The following is a 16,840-nucleotide window of genomic DNA, read 5'->3' on the forward strand; positions in this document are numbered from 1 at the left end:
GAGGACCCAGCTCGCGGTTTTTGATTTTCACCGACAAAGGAGGGCATGACCATGTCTCAAATTTTGATCCAGAACCTGGATTTCACCCACGACGGGGACCACACCCCAGTCTTTGAACGCCTGAACCTCCAGTGGGACACCGATTGGAAGCTGGGCCTGGTGGGGCGGAACGGACGGGGCAAGACCACTCTGCTGCGGCTGCTGGAGGGCAGTCTGGAAGGGAAGGGAACCATGATACGGCCGGAGCGGCCCCTCTATGTGCCGAAGCCCGTCCGGGACCCTCAGCGGCCCGCCCGGGACGTGCTGATGGACGGAGTGCCGGAGGAGGACGAGTGGAAGCTCCTGCGGGAGCTGAACAAGCTGGGGCTGGGGGAGGAGCTGCTGGACCGGCCCTTTGACCGCCTCAGCGGCGGGGAGCAGACCAGGGCCCGGCTGGCCGCCCTGTTCCTCCAGGAGGACGGCTACCCCATGATCGACGAGCCCACCAACCACCTGGACGAGGCGGGGCGGGCGCTGACCGCCCGGTATCTCCGGGGACTGCGCCGGGGGTTCCTTCTGGTCTCCCACGACCGGGCCTTTCTGGACGGGTGCGTGGACCACATTCTGGCCCTGAACCCGGCGGGGCAGGAGCTGATCCAGGGGAACTTCTCCGTGTGGTTCCGGGAGAAGGAGGCCCGGGACCGGCGGGAGGAGGCCCAGAACGAGAAGCTGAAAGGGGAGATCCGGCGGCTGGAGCAGGCCGCCCGGCGCACCGAGAGCTGGTCCGACCGGGTGGAGCGGAGCAAGTACGGCAGCGAGAACTCCGGATTGAAGGTGGACCGGGGCTTTGTGGGCCACAAGTCCGCCAAGATGATGAAGCGCTCCAAGAGTCTGGAAAACCGGCAGCGCAGCGCCATTCAGGAGAAATCTGCCCTGCTGAGGGACGTGGAGCACGCCGACGCCCTGAAGCTGGCGCCCAAGTCCTTCCCCGGTGGCCGCCTGCTGGAGGGGCGGGAGGTGTCCGTGTGCTACGGCGGCCGCCCGGTATGTGCCCCCTGCACCTTCCAGGTGGAGGAGGGGGACCGGATCGCCCTGCTGGGGGGCAACGGCTCGGGCAAGACCAGCCTGCTGCGGCTGCTCATGGGGGAGGAACTGGAGCACACCGGACTGCTGCGGCGGGGCTCGGGGCTGGTGATCTCCTATGTGCCCCAGCGCGCCGACCACCTGTCCGGCCTCCCGGCGGACTTCGCCCGGGCGCAGGGGGTGGACCGCACCCAATTTTTCACCATCCTGCGGAAGCTGGACTTCTCCCGGGCCCTGCTGGAGCGGGACATGGCGGGGTACAGCGCGGGCCAGAAGAAAAAGGTGCTCCTGGCGGCCAGCCTGTGCCAGAGCGCCCACCTGTATATCTGGGACGAGCCGCTGAACTATATCGACCTGTTCTCCCGCATCCAGCTGGAGGAGCTGATCCTCCAGTACCGGCCCACCATGGTCTTTGTGGAGCATGACCGGACCTTCCGGGAGCACGTGGCCACCGCCGCGGTGGAGCTGTCGCGGTGGGAAATGAAATGACCGAATTGATCCCTGTAGGGGCAGCCCTTGCGGCCGCCCGCAGCGTGTCGAAAACCCTGTGCAGAATAAAATCCGCCTGAGACAGGGTGGGGGAGCTCGAGGGGGCAGCCGCCCGCTTTTTTACCTCTTATCGTACAGGGCCGCAAATCATAAAAAACGCTGAAAGCCTCTTGACAAAGAGAGGTTACGAGTGTAACCTATAGACAGGTTACAGCTGTACCCTATCTTGGGAGGGATTCCACATGAATGAATTGGCCGCGAAAATCTCCGCCTCGGAGGTGGAGGTGCTGGAGGTGCTGTGGCAGGCGGACGCGCCCATGCCCATCGCCGCCATCCGCGCCGCCCTGGAGGGGGGCCACCAATGGGACGCCTCCACCGTCAAAACCCTGCTGCGCCGTCTGTGCGAGAAGGGCGCGGTGGAGGCGGAGAAGCGGGAGGTGTTCTACTACCGCCCCGTTCTCACCCGGCAGGAGTACCAGGCGTGGTCCACCAGCTCCCTCATTGACAAGGTGTACCGGGGGAGCGCCAAGGACCTGGTGGCCGCTCTGGTGGAGCGGTCCCAGCTCAGCGCCCAGGACCTGGAGGACCTGCGGTCCATCCTGTACCCGGAGGAGGAAGGCCATGGGTGAGGAGTTTTTGGCCGCCCTGCTCTCCCTGTCCCTGTCAGGCGCCTGCCTGATGGGGCTGGCGGAGGTGCTGGCCCGCCTGCTGCGGGGCAGAATCCCGCCCGGCGTCCGGCGGCTCATGTGGCTGCTGGTGTTGTTCCGGCTGCTGTGCCCCTGGAGCATCTCTGGAGGACTGCTGGACCGGGGGACGGCGGAGCTGCGCCAGGCGGCGGCCCCCGAGCATTCCACCCAGGCGCTGGAGGAGGTCCCCTCCCACACCGCGCCGTCCTATGAGATTTTGGAACACGAGGAAACGGGAAGACAGATCGACCTGGCGGCGGGCCTCACCGCCCTGTGGGCGGCGGGCTTCCTCACGGCGCTGGCGCGCCGGGGAGTTGCCTACGGCCGGATGTGCCGAGAGCTGAGACACACCCTGCGGCCCGCCGGGCCGGGGGAGCGGGCCGTGTTCGCCCGCCTGACCCAGGGGGAGAAGAGACCGCCCGCCCTGCGGGTCAGCCCTGCGGCGCCCACCCCCATGCTGGTGGGGCTGCTGCGGCCCCAGCTGATCCTGCCGGAGCTGGAGCTGTCCCAGGAGGAACTGGAAGGGGTGCTCTCCCATGAGCTCACCCACTGGCGGCACCGGGACCTGTGGGGCAAGTGGCTGGCCGCCCTGGCGGTGTGCGTCCACTGGTTCAACCCGGCGGCCCGGCTCCTGGCGGAGCGGCTGGACCGGGACTGTGAGCTGTACTGCGACCAGACGGTGGCCCGGGATTGGGACCGCCCCCGGCGAGCCCGGTACGGGGAGCTGCTGCTCCGCCTGGCCGCGGGCGGGAAGGGGGCCCCATCCACCGCCCTGTTTTCCCAGAAACAGCGATTAGAGGAGCGCTTGACTGCTATGATGAATGCAAAGACCTATGGAAAGAAGGCATTTGCCCTGGGGGCGGCCGCCTGCCTGACCCTGGCGCTGGCCACCACCGCCCTGGGGGCCTACACCGGCCCGGCGGTAGTGGAGGAACAGCTGAAAGAAGCCGGCGTGGAGGCCACGCCTGTCATGCTGGACTGGCCCATTGAGGCCGGGAACACGATAGAGCTGTCCATGAACTTTGCGACCCGCGTCCACCCCATCACCGGGAAGATCACCTCCCACGAGGGCATCGACCTCCCCCGGGCCGGGGGAACTCCAGTGCTGGCGGCGGCGGACGGGACGGTGCTGGAGGCGGCGTTTGACACGTCGGACGGCAACTACGTCCTGCTCCGGCACGGGGACATGACTACCAAGTACGCCCACCTGCGGGAGTACGCCGTGGAGCCGGGGGAGACCGTTTTCGCCGGGGACCAGATCGGCCTGGTGGGCCGGACGGGGATGGCCACCGGGGACCACCTCCACTTCGAGGTAGCCCTGGACGGGACCCGGGTGGACCCGCTGGACTACCTGGACGAATCCGTCGCCGCTGTGATGGGCGGCGCGGAGCTTCGATAACCACAGACGACACGAAAAATGGCCGCGTCACGCGGCCATTTTTTGCGACAAAATCCTGTAAAGGAAAAATACTGTTCGGTTACTGGATTAAAGGGATTCCTCCACATCCGCCTCAAATACGGTGACCGCCGGGCCGGTCATCCGGATGTGCCCGTCCTCCCGCCGCCAGTCCAGCTCCAGCACGCCCCCCGGCAGGTGGACGGAGGCCCTCCGGCCGCATCGGCCGGTCTTGACCCCCGCCGCCAGCACGGCGCAGGCCCCGGTGCCGCAGGCCAGGGTGATGCCGCTGCCCCGCTCCCACACCCGCACGTCCAGCCGGTCCCCGTCCCGGGGGGCGGCGAACTCCACGTTCACCCGGCCGGGGAACAGGGGAGAGCGCTCCAGAATCGGCCCCACCTTCTCCAGGGGGACCACTTTTGGGTCCGGACAGAAGATGACCGCGTGGGGGTTGCCCACCTCCACCGGCCAGGCGGAGAACACCTCGTCCTCCGCCGCCAGCTCCACCGAGGGGAGGACCCTGGGCTCCCCCATGTCCACGGTCACCTGGTCCACCCGGCCCCGGCGCAGGTGGAGCTCCAGAGCACGGGGGCCCGCCCCGGTGTCGATGGTGAGGCAGGTTTTACGGGTGAGTCCCTTGTCGTACACGTACTTGCCCACGCACCGGATGCCGTTGCCGCACATGGTCCCCCGGGAGCCGTCGGCGTTGTACATGTCCATGGAGAAGTCCCCGGTCACGCCGGGCCGGATGGCGATGAGGCCGTCGCCCCCCACCCCGAAGTGCCGGTCGGACAGCCGCACCGCCAGCCCCGGCAGGTCCTCCGGGACCGTCTCCAGACAGTTCAAGTAAATGTAGTCGTTGCCCAGCCCCTGCATTTTGGTGATGTGCATGTCATCGCTCCTTTCCAGCGCCGCTGTTAAAGCTTATGCGCCGGACAGAACGATCAGACCGATCAACAAAAACTAAGTTTTGTTTACCAAATAAACTGTGGTTCGTCACACCGACGAACTGGAGAAGGGGGGAGGGGGAAAAATTAGAGCATCGGGACAGAAATTTATAGTTGCAATTTCTCCCCAATTCCCCTATAATTAAGCCCACTGCACTTTGCGGCGCAGAATACCAAACAAGCCGCAGATGCGGCGAAGGGAGATCGAGAAATGAAAAAAACAGTCACTCTGACACTGGCGTCCACCTTGGTGCTGGGCCTGATGGCCGGATGCGCCACCACACAGAGCGGTAGCCAGTCGGCCGGGGCGGCGGACACATCCCTTGCGGATGCCACAAAGCACACCGTGGAGACCACGGAAACCGGAAACTTTTCCGACGAGATGAAAATTCCCTATGCCGTCGATCTGTCCCCGGAGGACGGGTCCGACTCGGTGGAGCGGCAGGGCGACCACGCCGACTCCATCTACTTTGCCCACCCGGACTTCTACAACATGGAGTCCAACGACACCCTCACCATCCTCACCAATTTCCAGACCATCCAGCAGACCAGTGAGTGGAGCTGCGGCGTCGCCTGTGTACTGATGACGCTCAACTGGTACGACCGGATGGGAGACTGGAACGAGGAGTCTCTGGCTGCCCTGCGCCACTCCCTGGACGGCACCGAGCTGGAGGGGTATCCAGGCACCACACTGGTGCAGGCGCTGGACATGCTGGACGGAGTCGGCGGCTTTACATACACCTCTACGCTGGACTGCCAGGACGTGTACAGCGAATTTACCCTGGACACCATCCAGTCCACCCTGGCGGAAGGCAAGCCCATTCTGATCGCCTGGAACGACTGGGGCGGACACTGGCAGGTGATCATCGGCTACGACACCCTGGGCACCGAGACCACCCAGGACGATGTGATCATCGTGGCCGACCCCTATGACACCACCGACCACAACCAGGACGGCTACGGCATCTATCCCGCCGAGCGGTTCTACTACAACTTCACCATGTACAACCAGTTCCCCCAGGAGGAGGGCGGCAACGACATGCTGTTCGTCATTCCCACCCCCGCTTCCTGAGCCAGGAAAAACACACTTAAAACAGTACGAGCTCCGGCCCCAATTCAGGGCCGGAGCTCGCTCTATCTTTCGGACGCCGGTTCCTCCAGCTCCGCCAGCACCTGCCGGGCGGTCTGGACCAGCCGGCGGCCCTCGTCCATGCTCCGCTTCTGGAGCCGGTGGTGGGCCTCCTCCTCGGTGAGGCCCTTTTTCTCCATCAGGGCCCGCTTGGCCCGGTCGATGTCCCGCTGCTCGGCAGAGCTGCGGCTGCTGCGGGCAAAGCGCTCCATCCGGTGGCTGAACTGGATGAGCAGCCGCACGGTGAGGACGGTCTCCTCCCGGCGCAGGGGGGTAGGGAGCTTGAAGATGTCAGGGCTGCCGCACAAATCCAGCTGGTGCTTGGGCCCGACCATCAGCATCAGGCAGGAGGGGGGGAGGTCGTCAAAGAGCCACTCCGACGGGCCGTCGGTGAGGTGGGGGCCGCAGATGACGCAGCAGGCCCCCTGCCGCTGGAGCAGGCGGCGCACCTGATCCCCGGAGGAGCAGGGGAGACACTCGGCCACCCCGGCGCTCTCCAGCAGCTCCCGGAGCTGGCGGACAAATTTGGCGTTTTCAAAGGCCACAATGACGGTGTCCATAAGTGTCTCCCTCCTTTGTCTCTGATCTGGTGCAGGGGACCGCCCTGCGGGGCGGGGGTATTTTCTCTTTCCGGCAGGGCAGAGGCAGGCCCCTGCCGTTCTACTTTTATACTGCGCTGTCCGTGGGATGCGCTCAATAGGTCACCAGATACTTCTCAATCTCCCAGCTGGACACCCGGGTCTGGTACTCCTCCCACTCCCGCTGCTTGCCGGCCAGATAGTGGGAGGCCACATGCTCGCCCAGCACGTCCATGACCAGCCGGTCCTGCTTCATGGCCTCCAGGGCCTCCTCCAGGGTGCGGGGGAGGGTCTCGATGCCGAAGGCGGAGCGGGTGGCCGCGTCCATCTCATAGATATTCCCGGGGATCTCCGGGGGAGGGGTGAGCCCCCGCTCGATGCCGTCCAGCCCGGCCGCCAGGCAGGCGGCGATGGCCAGATAGGGGTTGCAGGCCGGGTCGGGGCTGCGCAGCTCCACCCGGGTGGAGCTCCCCCGGGAGGCGGGGATGCGGATGAGGGCGGAGCGGTTGGAGGCCGACCAGGCCTTGTAGCAGGGGGCCTCATACCCGGAGACCAGCCGCTTGTAGGAGTTCACCAGGGGGTTGGTCAGGGCAGTGAACCCCTTCACGTGCTCCAGCAGGCCGGCGATGAAGGAGTAGGCCATCTGGGACAGGCCGCGGGGGTCGTCGGGGTCGTAAAACAGATTTTTCCCGTCCCGGAACAGGGACATATTCAGGTGCATGCCGGAGCCCGCCGCCCCAAAGAGGGGCTTGGGCATGAAGGTGGCGTGGAGTCCGTTTTTCTGGGCGATGGTCTTGACCGCCAGCTTGAAGGTCATGATCTTGTCGGCGGCGTCCATGGCGTCCACATATTTAAAGTCGATCTCATGCTGTCCAGCGGCGCTCTCGTGGTGGCTGGCCTCGATCTCGTAGCCCATCTCCTCCAGCATCCGGCAGATCTCCCGGCGGGTGGACTCCCCCTGGTCCAGAGGGCCCAGGTCAAAGTAGCCCGCCTGGTCCCCGGTGCGTGTGGTGGCCCGGCCCTCCTCGTCGGTCTCAAAGAGGAAAAACTCCAGCTCAGGGCCGATGTTGAAGGCGTCAAAGCCCATGTCCCGGGCCTTCCGGACCACCCGGCGGAGCACCCCTCTGGGGTCGCCCACAAAGGGGGTGCCGTCGGTGTCGTACACGTCGCAGATGAGCCGGGCCACCCGCCCCTGGGCGGGCCGCCAGGGGAAAATGGCAAAGCTGCTCCGGTCCGGGAACAGGTACTGGTCCGACTCGTTCACCCGGGTAAAGCCCTCGATGGAGGAGCCGTCGAACATGATCTGGTTGTTTAACGCCTTGCCGGTCTGCGAGGCGGTGATGGCCACGTTTTTCAGCTGTCCGAAGATGTCCACAAACTGCATGCGGATGAATTCAATCTCTTCCTCCTCCACGATCCGGAGGATGTCTTCCTTGGTGTAGGACATAGTTGTATCCCCTTTCCGCAGGTTTTGGCTGATAAAAACAGTATAACGGCCTGAAACCTCCTGTCAAGCGGATGTTTGCGCCGCTGCGCCTCTTTTCGTGGAAAATTCCACATCCGGTTCCCGGAGGTTTCTGAAGTTTGTGGGTTTCAAGACTTGCAAAATGCCCGCCGGTACGGTATTCTTAATACAATGCACCCAGTGGACCGCGGCGCTGAGCGCGCGCCGGTCTGCGGAGGGGACAAGCGTGTCCGGAGGGGGCGGGCTTGTCCCTCTTTTCGTTTCGGGGAGTCTGTATGGTAAAGGAAAGGGTTTGAAAGTATGAGCGTGAACGTGACAGAGATCTTCGGTTCCAACGTCTTCAGCACCGCCGTCATGCGGGAGCGCCTGCCCAAGGGGGTGTTCCGGGAGGTCATGGACGTGATGAAGCACGGGGGCAACATCAGCATGGCCACCGCCGACATTGTGGCCAACGCCATGAAGGACTGGGCGGTGGAGAAGGGGGCCACCCACTACACCCATTGGTTCCAGCCCCTCACCGGCATCACCGCCGAAAAGCACGACGCCTTTATCACCCGGCCGGAGGACGGAAAGACCATCCTCCAGCTCACCGGCAAGCAGCTCATCATGGGCGAGTCCGACGCCTCCTCCTTCCCCTCCGGCGGCCTGCGCTCCACCCACTACGCCCGGGGCTACACCGCCTGGGATATGACCTCTCCCGCCTTTGTAAAGGAGATGACCGCGGGTACCATCCTGTGCATCCCCACCATCTTCGTCTCCTACACCGGGGAGGCCCTGGACAAGAAGACCCCGCTGCTGCGCTCCATGGAGGCCATCAACACCCAGGGTCTGCGCATCCTGCGTCTGTTCGGCAACACTGAGGCCCAGAAGGTGTTCCCCTCGGTGGGCCCCGAGCAGGAGTACTTCCTGGTGGACCGGGAGAAGTATTTGAAGCGCCGGGACCTGATCTACACCGGCCGCACCCTGTTCGGCGCCCCCGCCCCCAAGGGGCAGGAGCTGGAGGACCAGTACTTCGGCGTCATCCGGGACCGGGTGGGCTCCTTCATGTCCGACCTGAACGAGGAGCTGTGGAAGCTGGGCATCCCCGCCACCACCCAGCACAACGAGGTGGCCCCCGCCCAGCACGAGATGGCCCCCATCTATACCATGTGCAACCTGGCCGTGGACCAGAACCAGCTGACCATGGAGACCATGAAGCGGGTGGCCACCCGCCACGGGCTGGTGTGCCTGCTCCACGAGAAGCCCTACGCCGGGGTCAACGGCTCGGGCAAGCACAACAACTGGTCCATCGGCACCGACACCGGGGAGAACCTGCTGGACCCCGGCGACACCCCCAACGAGAATCTCCAGTTCCTGCTGGTGCTCTCCTGCATCATGAAGGCGGTGGACACCCACGCCGACCTGCTGCGCCAGTCCGCCTCCTGCGTGGGCAACGACCAGCGCCTGGGCGGCCAGGAGGCCCCTCCCGCCATCATCTCCATCTTCCTGGGGGACCAGCTGGAGAGCGTGGTGGATCAGATCATCTCCAACGCCGAGTCCGTCAAGCTGCTGGCCTCGGGCAAGCTGGACTCCGGCGTGTCCACCGTCCCGGTGCTGAACAAGGACGCCACCGACCGCAACCGCACCACCCCCTTCGCCTTCACCGGCAACAAGTTTGAGTTCCGCATGGTGGGTTCCTCCGACTCCATCGCCGACGCCAACACCACCCTCAACGCCATTGTGGCCGAGGCCCTGTGCGAGGCCGCCGATCAGCTGGAGCGGGCCGACGACTTCAACGCCGCCTGCACCAAGCTCATCCACGACAACATGGCCCAGCACCAGCGGATCATCTTCAACGGGGACGGCTACTCCGACGAGTGGGTGGCCGAGGCCGCCCGCCGGGGCCTGCCCAACCTGGCCTCTCTGGTGGACGCGGTGCCCGCCCTCACCACCGAGAAGGCGGTGAATCTGTTCACCAAGTTCGGCATCTACACCCAGTCCGAGCTGGAGGCCCGGGCGGACATCATGTATGAGACATACGTGAAGACCATCAAGATCGAGGCCAACACCATGATCCACATGGCGGCCAAGCACTACATCCCCACCGTGATTGGCTACACCACCCGTCTGGCCCAGTCCATCACCGCGGTGGCCTCCGCCTGCCCGGAGGCGGAGCTGTCCGTGCAGCGCGGCCTCCTCAAGGATGTGAGCGCCCGCCTGGCCGAGGCCTCCGCCGCCCTGGAGCAGCTCAAGCCCCTCATGGACCGGGTGGACGCCATCCAGGATGTGAAGGAGATGGCCATTGCCTACCGCACCGCCGTGGTCCCCGCCATGGACGCCCTGCGCTACCCCATCGACCAGCTGGAGCTGATGGTGGACAAGTCCATCTGGCCGGTGCCCACCTACGGCGACCTGATGTTCGAGGTGTAAGGGAGTTTCCCTTTCTTGCTGTTGAACTGCGCCTTTGCCCGCCGCCTGAGACACTTTTTTCGGGCGGCGGGCTTTCTGCCTGGGGCCTGCGCCGGGGAAAAAAGGTCCGCGTCCGGAAAAATTGATGCTTGACAAACAGGGGAGGGGCGGCTATAATAACCCCAACAACCAAACAGCATGAAACCTGCGAGAAAGAGTAGTAGCCGGTGCGGCAAACCTGAAGAGAGTCCCGGGTGGTGAGATCGGGGCGGGGCGCGGCCGAGTGAATGGACTTTCGAGGGCGGCTTGAACGGGAGACCAAGTAGATGCCGACGGGGACCCACCCGTTATCCATCGGGCACGCGTGATGGCGCGTGAAGCGAGCGGACGTTTGAAACGTCAATTTGGGTGGTATCGCAGGAGTGCAGCTCTTGTCCCATAGGGGATAAGGGGCTGTTTTTTTATACTCCAAAATCAAGGCCGTTGGCAGCGGCCCCTCCATCACCCACCCAGACAAATTTCAGCCCCAAGCGGGCAGACTATGGAGGTATTCCCATGAAAAAGAACACGATGAAGAAGCTTTTGGCCGCGTCCCTGTCCCTGTCTCTCGCCCTGTCCCTGGCCGCCTGCTCCGGCGGCTCCAGCAGTTCCGGCAGCTCCGGCTCCAACTCCGGCGGCGCCTCCAACAGCGGGGGAGAGGACGGCTATAAGGTCGCTATCGTCCGGCAGCTGGACCATGCGTCCATGAACGAGATCCGGGACGCCATCACCGCCGAGCTGAACGCCAAGGGTGAGGAACTGGGCATCACCATTGAGTGCGGCGACTTCAACGGCAACAACGACACCTCTACGCTGTCTCAGATCGGCGCTCAGATCCTGGCCGACCAGTATGACGCCATCATCCCCATCGGCACCCTGGCCGCCCAGCAGATGGTGTCCGTGGCGGAGGAGAGCCAGACCCCGGTGATCTACGGCACCGTCAGCTACCCCGAGGTGGCCAACCTCACCGGCATCGACTATGTCACCGGCACCAGCGACGCGCTGAACGTAGAGCTGCTGCTGGACATGATGCTGGCGGCCGACCCGGACATCCAGACGGTGGGCCTGCTGTACTCCACCTCCGAGGTGAACAGCGCCCCCGCCATCGAGGATGCCAAGGCCTATCTGGATGAGAAGGGCGTCTCCTATCTGGAGAAGACGGGCACCACCTCCGACGAGATCATTGCCGCCGTCAACTCCATGCTGGGCCAGGTGGACGCGGTGTTCACCCCCACCGACAACGCCGTCCAGGCCACCGAGCTGGCCATCGCCCCCATCCTGGCTGAGGCGGGCATCCCCCACTACGCCGGGGCCGACTCCTTCGTGCGCAACGGCGCTTTCGCCACCTGCGGCGTCAACTACACCGATCTGGGCACCCAGACCGCCGATTTGGCCCTGGAGGTCCTCCAGACCGGGGAGTTCCCCGAGTATGTCACCGTGTCCGGCGACATTATCACCGTAAACACCGACACCGCCGCCACGCTGGGCCTGGACTATTCCCTGTTCCAGGACATGGGCTCCCAGGTGGTGGAGGTCCAGACCACCCAGGACTGATTGGGATTTTGAAAAAGCCGTCTCTACCCCTCGCCGGCCGGCGGGGGGTAGCGGCCTGTTTTGATTGAGAGGAGCGTTCCACTGTGCTGACCATTGTTCAGGCCGCGCTGGAGGCGGGATTTCTCTACGCCCCCATCGCCTTGGCCCTGTTTCTCAGCTTTTCCATCTTGAATATTGCCGATATGACCACCGACGGCGCCTTTGTGCTGGGCAGCGCCGTGTCCGCCATGATGTGTCTGGCGGGACACCCCATCCTGGCCCTGCCCGCCGGCATGGCGGCCTCGGCGGCGGCCGGGTTCATCACCGCCTTTTTGCAGACCAAGCTGGCGGTGCCCTCCATCCTGGCTGGCATCGTCACCAACATCGGCCTGTACAGCATCAACCTGATGGTCATGGGCAAGAGCAACCAGTCCCTGTTCCAGACCGACACCATCTACACCATGGCCAAGGACGCCGGCTTCGCTGGGAGCTGGTATGAGCTGGCGGTGACCGCCATCATTGTGCTGGCCCTGTGCGCCCTGATGGTCCTCTTTCTGGGCACCCGGCTGGGCCTGTCCATCCGGGCCACCGGGGACAATGCGGACATGGTGCGGGCCTCCTCCATCAACCCCAACTTCACCATCACTGTGGGCCTGTGCGTGGCCAACGCCATGACCGGCCTGTCCGGCGCCATGGTGGCACAGTACAGCACCTTCGCCGACGTGAACAGCGGCACCGGTATGGTGGTGCTGGCCCTGGCCGCCCTGGTCATCGGGGAGACCCTCATCGGCAAGGGCTCCATGACCCGGCGGGTGCTGGGCGTGGTGGCCGGCAGCATCATCTACCGGTTCATCTACGCCGCCGCCCTGCGGTTCAACGTGCCCGCGGACTACATGAAGCTGGTGTCCGCCGTCATCGTGGGGGTGGCCATCGCCGCTCCGGCAGTGCGCCGGTGGGCCGCGTTCCAGATGCAGAAGCGCCGCGCGCTGGCGGGAAGGAGAGGTGAGTGACATGGATATGCTGGTAATCCAGAACATTGCCAAGACCTTCAACCCCGGGACCGTCAACGAGAAGCAGGCCCTGAGCGGCCTGTCTCTCCAGCTGGCGGCGGGGGATTTCGTCACCATCGTGGGCTCCAACGGGGCGGGCAAATCCACCCTGTTCAACGCCATCGCCGGGGACTTCTATGTGGACGAGGGCTCCATCGCCCTGGACGGGCAGGACATCACCTATCTGCCCGCCCACAAGCGCAGCCGCCAGATCGGCCGGCTGTTTCAGGACCCCATGCGGGGCACAGCCCCCCACATGACCATTGAGGAGAATCTGGCCCTGGCCGCGGGCAGCGGCGGGTGGTTCTCCCCCATGACGAAGGCGGACCGGAAGCGGTTTCAGGACCGGCTGGCCCTGCTGGACATGGGGCTGGAGGACCGGATGCGTCAGCCTGTGGGCCTCCTGTCCGGCGGACAGCGCCAGGCCCTGACCTTGCTCATGGCAACCATGAATCCCCCCAAGCTGCTGCTGCTGGACGAGCACACGGCGGCGCTGGACCCGGGGACGGCGGAGAAGGTGCTGAAGATCACCCGGGACGTGGTGTCCCAGCACAGCATCACCACCCTCATGGTCACCCACAATATGAAAAACGCCCTGGAGCTGGGCAACCGCACCCTGATGATGGACTCCGGGCACATTGTCCTGGACGTCCAGGGGGAGGAGCGCGCCGGCATGACGGTGAACGACCTTCTGGAGCGTTTCCGGGCCGGGGCCGGGAAGGACCTGGATAACGACCGGATTCTGTTGTCTGACTGAGCATCAACAATACAGAAATACAGACCCGCCGCCCGCGGGGAGGGGCTCCGATTTTGGAGGACCCCTCTCACCGCGGGCGGCGGGTTTCTGATTGGATCAGCAGGCGGCGGACTCGGCCGGCCGGCCTGCGGTGCGCCGCAGCAGCCCCTCATGGCTGGCGGCCATCAGCGCCAGAATCACCAGCAGATATCCCGGCAGCAGCGACACGCCGATGTGATTGGCCAGCAGGCCGAAGAACGGCGGCATCAGGCAGGTGCCCACGTAGGCGGAGGCCATCTGAACCCCGATCATGGCCTGTGAGCAGGCCGGGCCGAAGTGCTCGGGGGTGGCGTGGATGATGGAAGGGTAGATGGGAGCGCAGCCCAGCCCAATGAGAATCAGGCCCGGCAGTGCGGCCCGCTCCCCCAGAGGCAGAAGCAGCAGGATGAGGCCGCCCAGGACGACGCCCTGCCCAAGGCGCACCATCTGGGCGTCTGAGCACTTTAAGGTCAAAAACCCGCTGAGGGCCCGCCCCACCGTGATCCCGATGAAAAACAGGCTGGCGAAATGGGCGGCGGTCTCAGAGGAGAGCCCCCACTGCAGCACCAGATAGCTGCTGGCCCAGAGCCCCGTGGTCTGCTCCAGCGCGCAGTAGCAGAAAAAGGTGAGCATAACCTCCTTTGCCCCGGGAATCCGGACGATCTGGGACAGAGAGAGGGCTCGGGCCGCCGGGGCAGGGGAGGGGCCGTCCTGGTCTCCGGCCGAAGGGGCACGGCCCCAGAGTGGGAGGCTGAGGAAGAGAACGGCCGTCAGAAGGATCTGAAGGGCCGCAATGGAGCGGTACCCCATGCTCCAGCTCTGGCCGCCGGAGAGGGCCAGGCCCAGAATGGCTGGGCCGAGGGAGGCCCCCACCCCCCACATGCAGTGGAGCCAGCTCATGTGGCGGCTGGCGTAGTGGAGAGCCACATAGTTGTTCAAAGACGCGTCCACACAGCCCGCCCCCAGGCCGTAGGGGACCGCCCACAGGCACAGCTCCAGGTAGGAGCGACTGATGGAGAAGCCGAAGAGGGCCGCCGCCGTCAGCAGCACGCTGAAGGCGGTCACCCGCCCTGTGCCAAAGCAGGCGGTCAGGCGGCTGCTCTGCAGGCTGGAGACGATGGTGCCCGCCGCGATGATCATGGAGATCCCTCCCATATAGGAGACCGGGACGGAGAACTCCGGATATATGCTGGGCCACGCCGCGCCCAGCAGGGAGTCCGGCAGGCCCAGGCTGACAAACGCGAGATAGATGATTCCTAAAAGCAGATGAAACATCGGATTGCCTCCTGTCAATGTTGCTTTTCACATCATACCGACAAAGCGGCCTTGAATCAATTCAATTTTGGACTTATAATATAAGAAAACCGCCAAGTTTGGCGGAGACCGGGGGTGTGCCGCATGGCGCTTCAGGAGTGCGGGCTGAATCTGGACCGGGGGCTGAAGGAGCTTCAGCCCCACGGGACGCTGGAGTTTCCCTGCGCGGGTTACTCCGCCCGCTACACCGGACAGCAGAGGGACGGGATTCCATGGCACTGGCACGAGGAGCTGGAGCTCCTCTATGTACAGGAAGGAGCGCTGGAGTGGAGAACGGCGTCGGAGACCGTCCTGCTCCGGACGGGCGATCTCTTTGCGGTCAACTCCAATATGCTCCACGCCGGGAGGGCCCCGGACTTCTGCGAGCTGCGCTCTCTGGTGTTCCACCCGTCCCTGCTCACCGGCGGCGAGCACTCCGTATTTGCCCGGCGGTACATAGACCCGCTGATCCGCTGTCCCGCCTTCACCGGCTTTCTCTTCCCGGAGGAGGGGGAGCGGGAGGCGGCGGACAGCTTTCGCCGGGCCTTCGAGGCGATGGAGGGCGAGCCGGACGGCTATGAGTTTTTGGTACGGGACTGCCTGTCCCGCCTCACCTTTCAGCTGATTCAGACCTTTCAGCCTCAAATGGACCGCCCCGGGGCGGGGCAGAGCCTGGACAACCTGCGCATGCGGAGAATGCTGGAGTACATCCATCAGAACTACGCCAGGGAGCTCACCCTGTCGGACATTGCGCGGGCGGCCGACATCGGGGAGCGGGAGTGCCTGCGCTGCTTTCAAAAGACCATCCAGTGCTCCCCGATCCAGTACCTGCTGAAATACCGGGTGACGCAGGGGGCGGAGCTGCTGCTGCGCCATCCGGAGCGGAGCGTCTCAGAGCTGTCCCTGGCCTGCGGGTTCGGCAGCCCCAGCAATTTCGCCAAGCAGTTCCGGCGCTTCTACCGCTGTACGCCCCGGGAATACCGGGCCGCGGGGGAGCGGTGAGGGGCGGCCGGCCGGAGTGCACCTTCTTTAAGATTTCCGAAAAATGCTGGTATTCTCCGATGTGATGTGCTAATATATATGACAGCGTCCATTTTTGAAAACTACCATAACGGAGGTACCTGCACTGTGTCGTACATCATGGTCGTCGTCCTGGGCGTGATCCAGGGCGTCGCGGAATTTCTGCCCATCTCCAGCTCCGGGCACCTGACCTTGTTTCAGCATTTTTTTGGAATGAGCGAGCCGGACAACCTGTTCAACATCCTGCTCCACTTTGCAACCCTGATTGCGGTGTGCGTCTACTACTGGCGTGACATCTGGGAGATGATCCTGGAGTTCTTCCGCTTCTTTGGGGATCTGTTCTCCCGCACCCCCAGCCGGGGAGAGCCCCCCGCCGCCCGGCGGCAGATTCTGCTGCTGATCGTGGCCACCCTGCCCCTGTTCCTGGTGCTGCCCATCAAGGACAAGGTGGAGGCCGTGGGCAACTACCCGGCGGCGGTGAGCTGCATCCTGCTGCTCACCGGCGTTGTGCTCTTCACCTCGGACCGCATGGCCAAGGGCCGCAAGAACGCCCGGAACACCACGCTGCTGGACGCCCTGCTCATCGGCGTGGCCCAGGGCTTTGCCACTCTGCCCGGCCTGTCCCGCTCCGGCAGCACCATCGCCGCCGGAATGGCCCTGGGGCTGGACCGGAAGTTTGCCGTCCGCTTCTCCTTCCTCATGTCCCTGCCCGCCGTGCTGGGGGCCACCATTTTAGAAGTGGTGGATGTGGTCCAGGCCGGCTCCATTGATACCGCCCTGCTGCCCAAGTATCTGCTGGGCATGGTCATCGCCGGCGTGGTGGGCTATTTCTCCATCGGCCTTGTGAACCTGCTGGCCTCCAAGGGCAAATTCGGGGCCTTCGCCTACTACTGCTGGATTGCGGGCGGGGTGTTCCTGATACTCAGCCTCCTGAACGTCACCCTGGTCCCCGCGGCGTGACCGCGATCTCCTGAGAAAGGATCTCAAACGC

General features: G+C 64.6%; 14 protein-coding genes and 1 other annotated feature. Of the genes, 10 read left to right on the forward strand and 4 right to left on the reverse strand.

Going from position 1 to position 16,840, the window contains the following annotated elements; translation table 11 throughout:
* Positions 1-51: 51 nt before the first annotated feature.
* The 3 genes from abc-f to H6B31_RS05975 all read left to right on the forward strand — a co-directional run bounded on the left by abc-f (position 52) and on the right by H6B31_RS05975 (position 3,636).
* Positions 52-1,551, forward strand: a complete 1,500-nt coding sequence (abc-f, locus tag H6B31_RS05965) for a ribosomal protection-like ABC-F family protein (protein ID WP_204897711.1) — start codon at positions 52-54, stop codon at positions 1,549-1,551.
* 242 nt (positions 1,552-1,793) lie between these two features.
* Complete coding sequence (locus H6B31_RS05970) at positions 1,794-2,180, forward strand: BlaI/MecI/CopY family transcriptional regulator (RefSeq protein ID WP_204897712.1); 387 nt, start codon at positions 1,794-1,796, stop codon at positions 2,178-2,180.
* Positions 2,173-3,636, forward strand: coding sequence for a M23/M56 family metallopeptidase (locus tag H6B31_RS05975; protein WP_204897713.1), 1,464 nt, complete (start codon positions 2,173-2,175; stop codon positions 3,634-3,636). The genes H6B31_RS05970 and H6B31_RS05975 overlap by 8 nt, the downstream gene beginning before the upstream one ends.
* An 87-nt stretch (positions 3,637-3,723) precedes the next feature.
* Here H6B31_RS05975 and dapF read toward each other — a convergent pair whose 3' ends face one another.
* Positions 3,724-4,524, reverse strand: coding sequence for a diaminopimelate epimerase (gene dapF / locus H6B31_RS05980; protein ID WP_204897714.1), 801 nt, complete (start codon positions 4,522-4,524; stop codon positions 3,724-3,726).
* Between the two features lie 267 nt (positions 4,525-4,791).
* Between dapF and H6B31_RS05985 the strand changes: the two genes are divergently transcribed.
* Positions 4,792-5,652, forward strand: coding sequence for a C39 family peptidase (locus tag H6B31_RS05985; RefSeq protein WP_204897715.1), 861 nt, complete (start codon positions 4,792-4,794; stop codon positions 5,650-5,652).
* Between the two features lie 62 nt (positions 5,653-5,714).
* Here the strand turns inward: H6B31_RS05985 and H6B31_RS05990 are convergent, their stop codons facing one another.
* Together H6B31_RS05990 and glnA are read right to left on the reverse strand one after the other, a co-directional pair.
* Positions 5,715-6,269, reverse strand: coding sequence for an ANTAR domain-containing response regulator (locus H6B31_RS05990; protein ID WP_204897716.1), 555 nt, complete (start codon positions 6,267-6,269; stop codon positions 5,715-5,717).
* 133 nt (positions 6,270-6,402) lie between these two features.
* Positions 6,403-7,734 carry a type I glutamate--ammonia ligase gene (gene glnA, locus H6B31_RS05995; RefSeq protein WP_204897717.1) on the reverse strand — a complete coding sequence of 444 codons (1,332 nt, stop codon included), beginning with the start codon at positions 7,732-7,734 and terminating at the stop codon, positions 6,403-6,405.
* A gap of 318 nt (positions 7,735-8,052) precedes the next feature.
* Between glnA and H6B31_RS06000 the strand changes: the two genes are divergently transcribed.
* The 4 genes from H6B31_RS06000 to H6B31_RS06015 all read left to right on the forward strand — a co-directional run bounded on the left by H6B31_RS06000 (position 8,053) and on the right by H6B31_RS06015 (position 13,518).
* Positions 8,053-10,161 carry a glutamine synthetase III family protein gene (locus H6B31_RS06000; RefSeq protein WP_204897718.1) on the forward strand — a complete coding sequence of 703 codons (2,109 nt, stop codon included), beginning with the start codon at positions 8,053-8,055 and terminating at the stop codon, positions 10,159-10,161.
* Positions 10,162-10,338: 177 nt separating this feature from the next.
* Positions 10,339-10,582: a binding site (T-box leader), on the forward strand.
* Positions 10,583-10,695: 113 nt separating this feature from the next.
* Complete coding sequence (locus tag H6B31_RS06005; protein ID WP_204897719.1) at positions 10,696-11,733, forward strand: ABC transporter substrate-binding protein; 1,038 nt, start codon at positions 10,696-10,698, stop codon at positions 11,731-11,733.
* 83 nt (positions 11,734-11,816) lie between these two features.
* The gene (locus tag H6B31_RS06010; protein ID WP_204897720.1) at positions 11,817-12,722 is read left to right on the forward strand and encodes an ABC transporter permease subunit; all 906 of its coding nucleotides are present in this window, start codon (positions 11,817-11,819) and stop codon (positions 12,720-12,722) included.
* Positions 12,723-12,729: 7 nt separating this feature from the next.
* Positions 12,730-13,518 carry an ABC transporter ATP-binding protein gene (locus H6B31_RS06015; protein ID WP_204897745.1) on the forward strand — a complete coding sequence of 263 codons (789 nt, stop codon included), beginning with the start codon at positions 12,730-12,732 and terminating at the stop codon, positions 13,516-13,518.
* A gap of 96 nt (positions 13,519-13,614) precedes the next feature.
* Here the strand turns inward: H6B31_RS06015 and H6B31_RS06020 are convergent, their stop codons facing one another.
* Positions 13,615-14,811, reverse strand: a complete 1,197-nt coding sequence (locus H6B31_RS06020) for an MFS transporter (RefSeq protein WP_204897721.1) — start codon at positions 14,809-14,811, stop codon at positions 13,615-13,617.
* 123 nt (positions 14,812-14,934) lie between these two features.
* Here H6B31_RS06020 and H6B31_RS06025 point away from each other — a divergent pair, with 123 nt between their 5' ends.
* The gene (locus H6B31_RS06025) at positions 14,935-15,831 is read left to right on the forward strand and encodes a helix-turn-helix domain-containing protein (protein WP_204897722.1); all 897 of its coding nucleotides are present in this window, start codon (positions 14,935-14,937) and stop codon (positions 15,829-15,831) included.
* A gap of 78 nt (positions 15,832-15,909) precedes the next feature.
* Positions 15,910-16,809, forward strand: coding sequence for an undecaprenyl-diphosphate phosphatase (locus tag H6B31_RS06030; protein ID WP_243418876.1), 900 nt, complete (start codon positions 15,910-15,912; stop codon positions 16,807-16,809).
* The last annotated feature ends 31 nt before the right edge of the window (positions 16,810-16,840 follow it).

Origin of the sequence: Pseudoflavonifractor capillosus (genome assembly GCF_016899775.1) — a bacterium.
Classification (GTDB): domain Bacteria; phylum Bacillota; class Clostridia; order Oscillospirales; family Oscillospiraceae; genus Lawsonibacter.

Excerpts from the sequence above, each read along its gene's own strand:
- abc-f (WP_204897711.1), top strand. The coding sequence starts at position 52 with ATGTCTCAAATTTTGATCCAGAACCTGGATTTCACCCACGACGGGGAC.
- H6B31_RS05970 (WP_204897712.1), top strand. The coding sequence starts at position 1,794 with ATGAATGAATTGGCCGCGAAAATCTCCGCCTCGGAGGTGGAGGTGCTG.
- H6B31_RS05975 (WP_204897713.1), top strand. The coding sequence starts at position 2,173 with ATGGGTGAGGAGTTTTTGGCCGCCCTGCTCTCCCTGTCCCTGTCAGGC.
- dapF (WP_204897714.1), bottom strand. The coding sequence starts at position 4,524 with ATGCACATCACCAAAATGCAGGGGCTGGGCAACGACTACATTTACTTG.
- H6B31_RS05985 (WP_204897715.1), top strand. The coding sequence starts at position 4,792 with ATGAAAAAAACAGTCACTCTGACACTGGCGTCCACCTTGGTGCTGGGC.
- H6B31_RS05990 (WP_204897716.1), bottom strand. The coding sequence starts at position 6,269 with ATGGACACCGTCATTGTGGCCTTTGAAAACGCCAAATTTGTCCGCCAG.
- glnA (WP_204897717.1), bottom strand. The coding sequence starts at position 7,734 with ATGTCCTACACCAAGGAAGACATCCTCCGGATCGTGGAGGAGGAAGAG.
- H6B31_RS06000 (WP_204897718.1), top strand. The coding sequence starts at position 8,053 with ATGAGCGTGAACGTGACAGAGATCTTCGGTTCCAACGTCTTCAGCACC.
- H6B31_RS06005 (WP_204897719.1), top strand. The coding sequence starts at position 10,696 with ATGAAAAAGAACACGATGAAGAAGCTTTTGGCCGCGTCCCTGTCCCTG.
- H6B31_RS06015 (WP_204897745.1), top strand. The coding sequence starts at position 12,730 with ATGCTGGTAATCCAGAACATTGCCAAGACCTTCAACCCCGGGACCGTC.
- H6B31_RS06020 (WP_204897721.1), bottom strand. The coding sequence starts at position 14,811 with ATGTTTCATCTGCTTTTAGGAATCATCTATCTCGCGTTTGTCAGCCTG.
- H6B31_RS06025 (WP_204897722.1), top strand. The coding sequence starts at position 14,935 with ATGGCGCTTCAGGAGTGCGGGCTGAATCTGGACCGGGGGCTGAAGGAG.
- H6B31_RS06030 (WP_243418876.1), top strand. The coding sequence starts at position 15,910 with ATGACAGCGTCCATTTTTGAAAACTACCATAACGGAGGTACCTGCACT.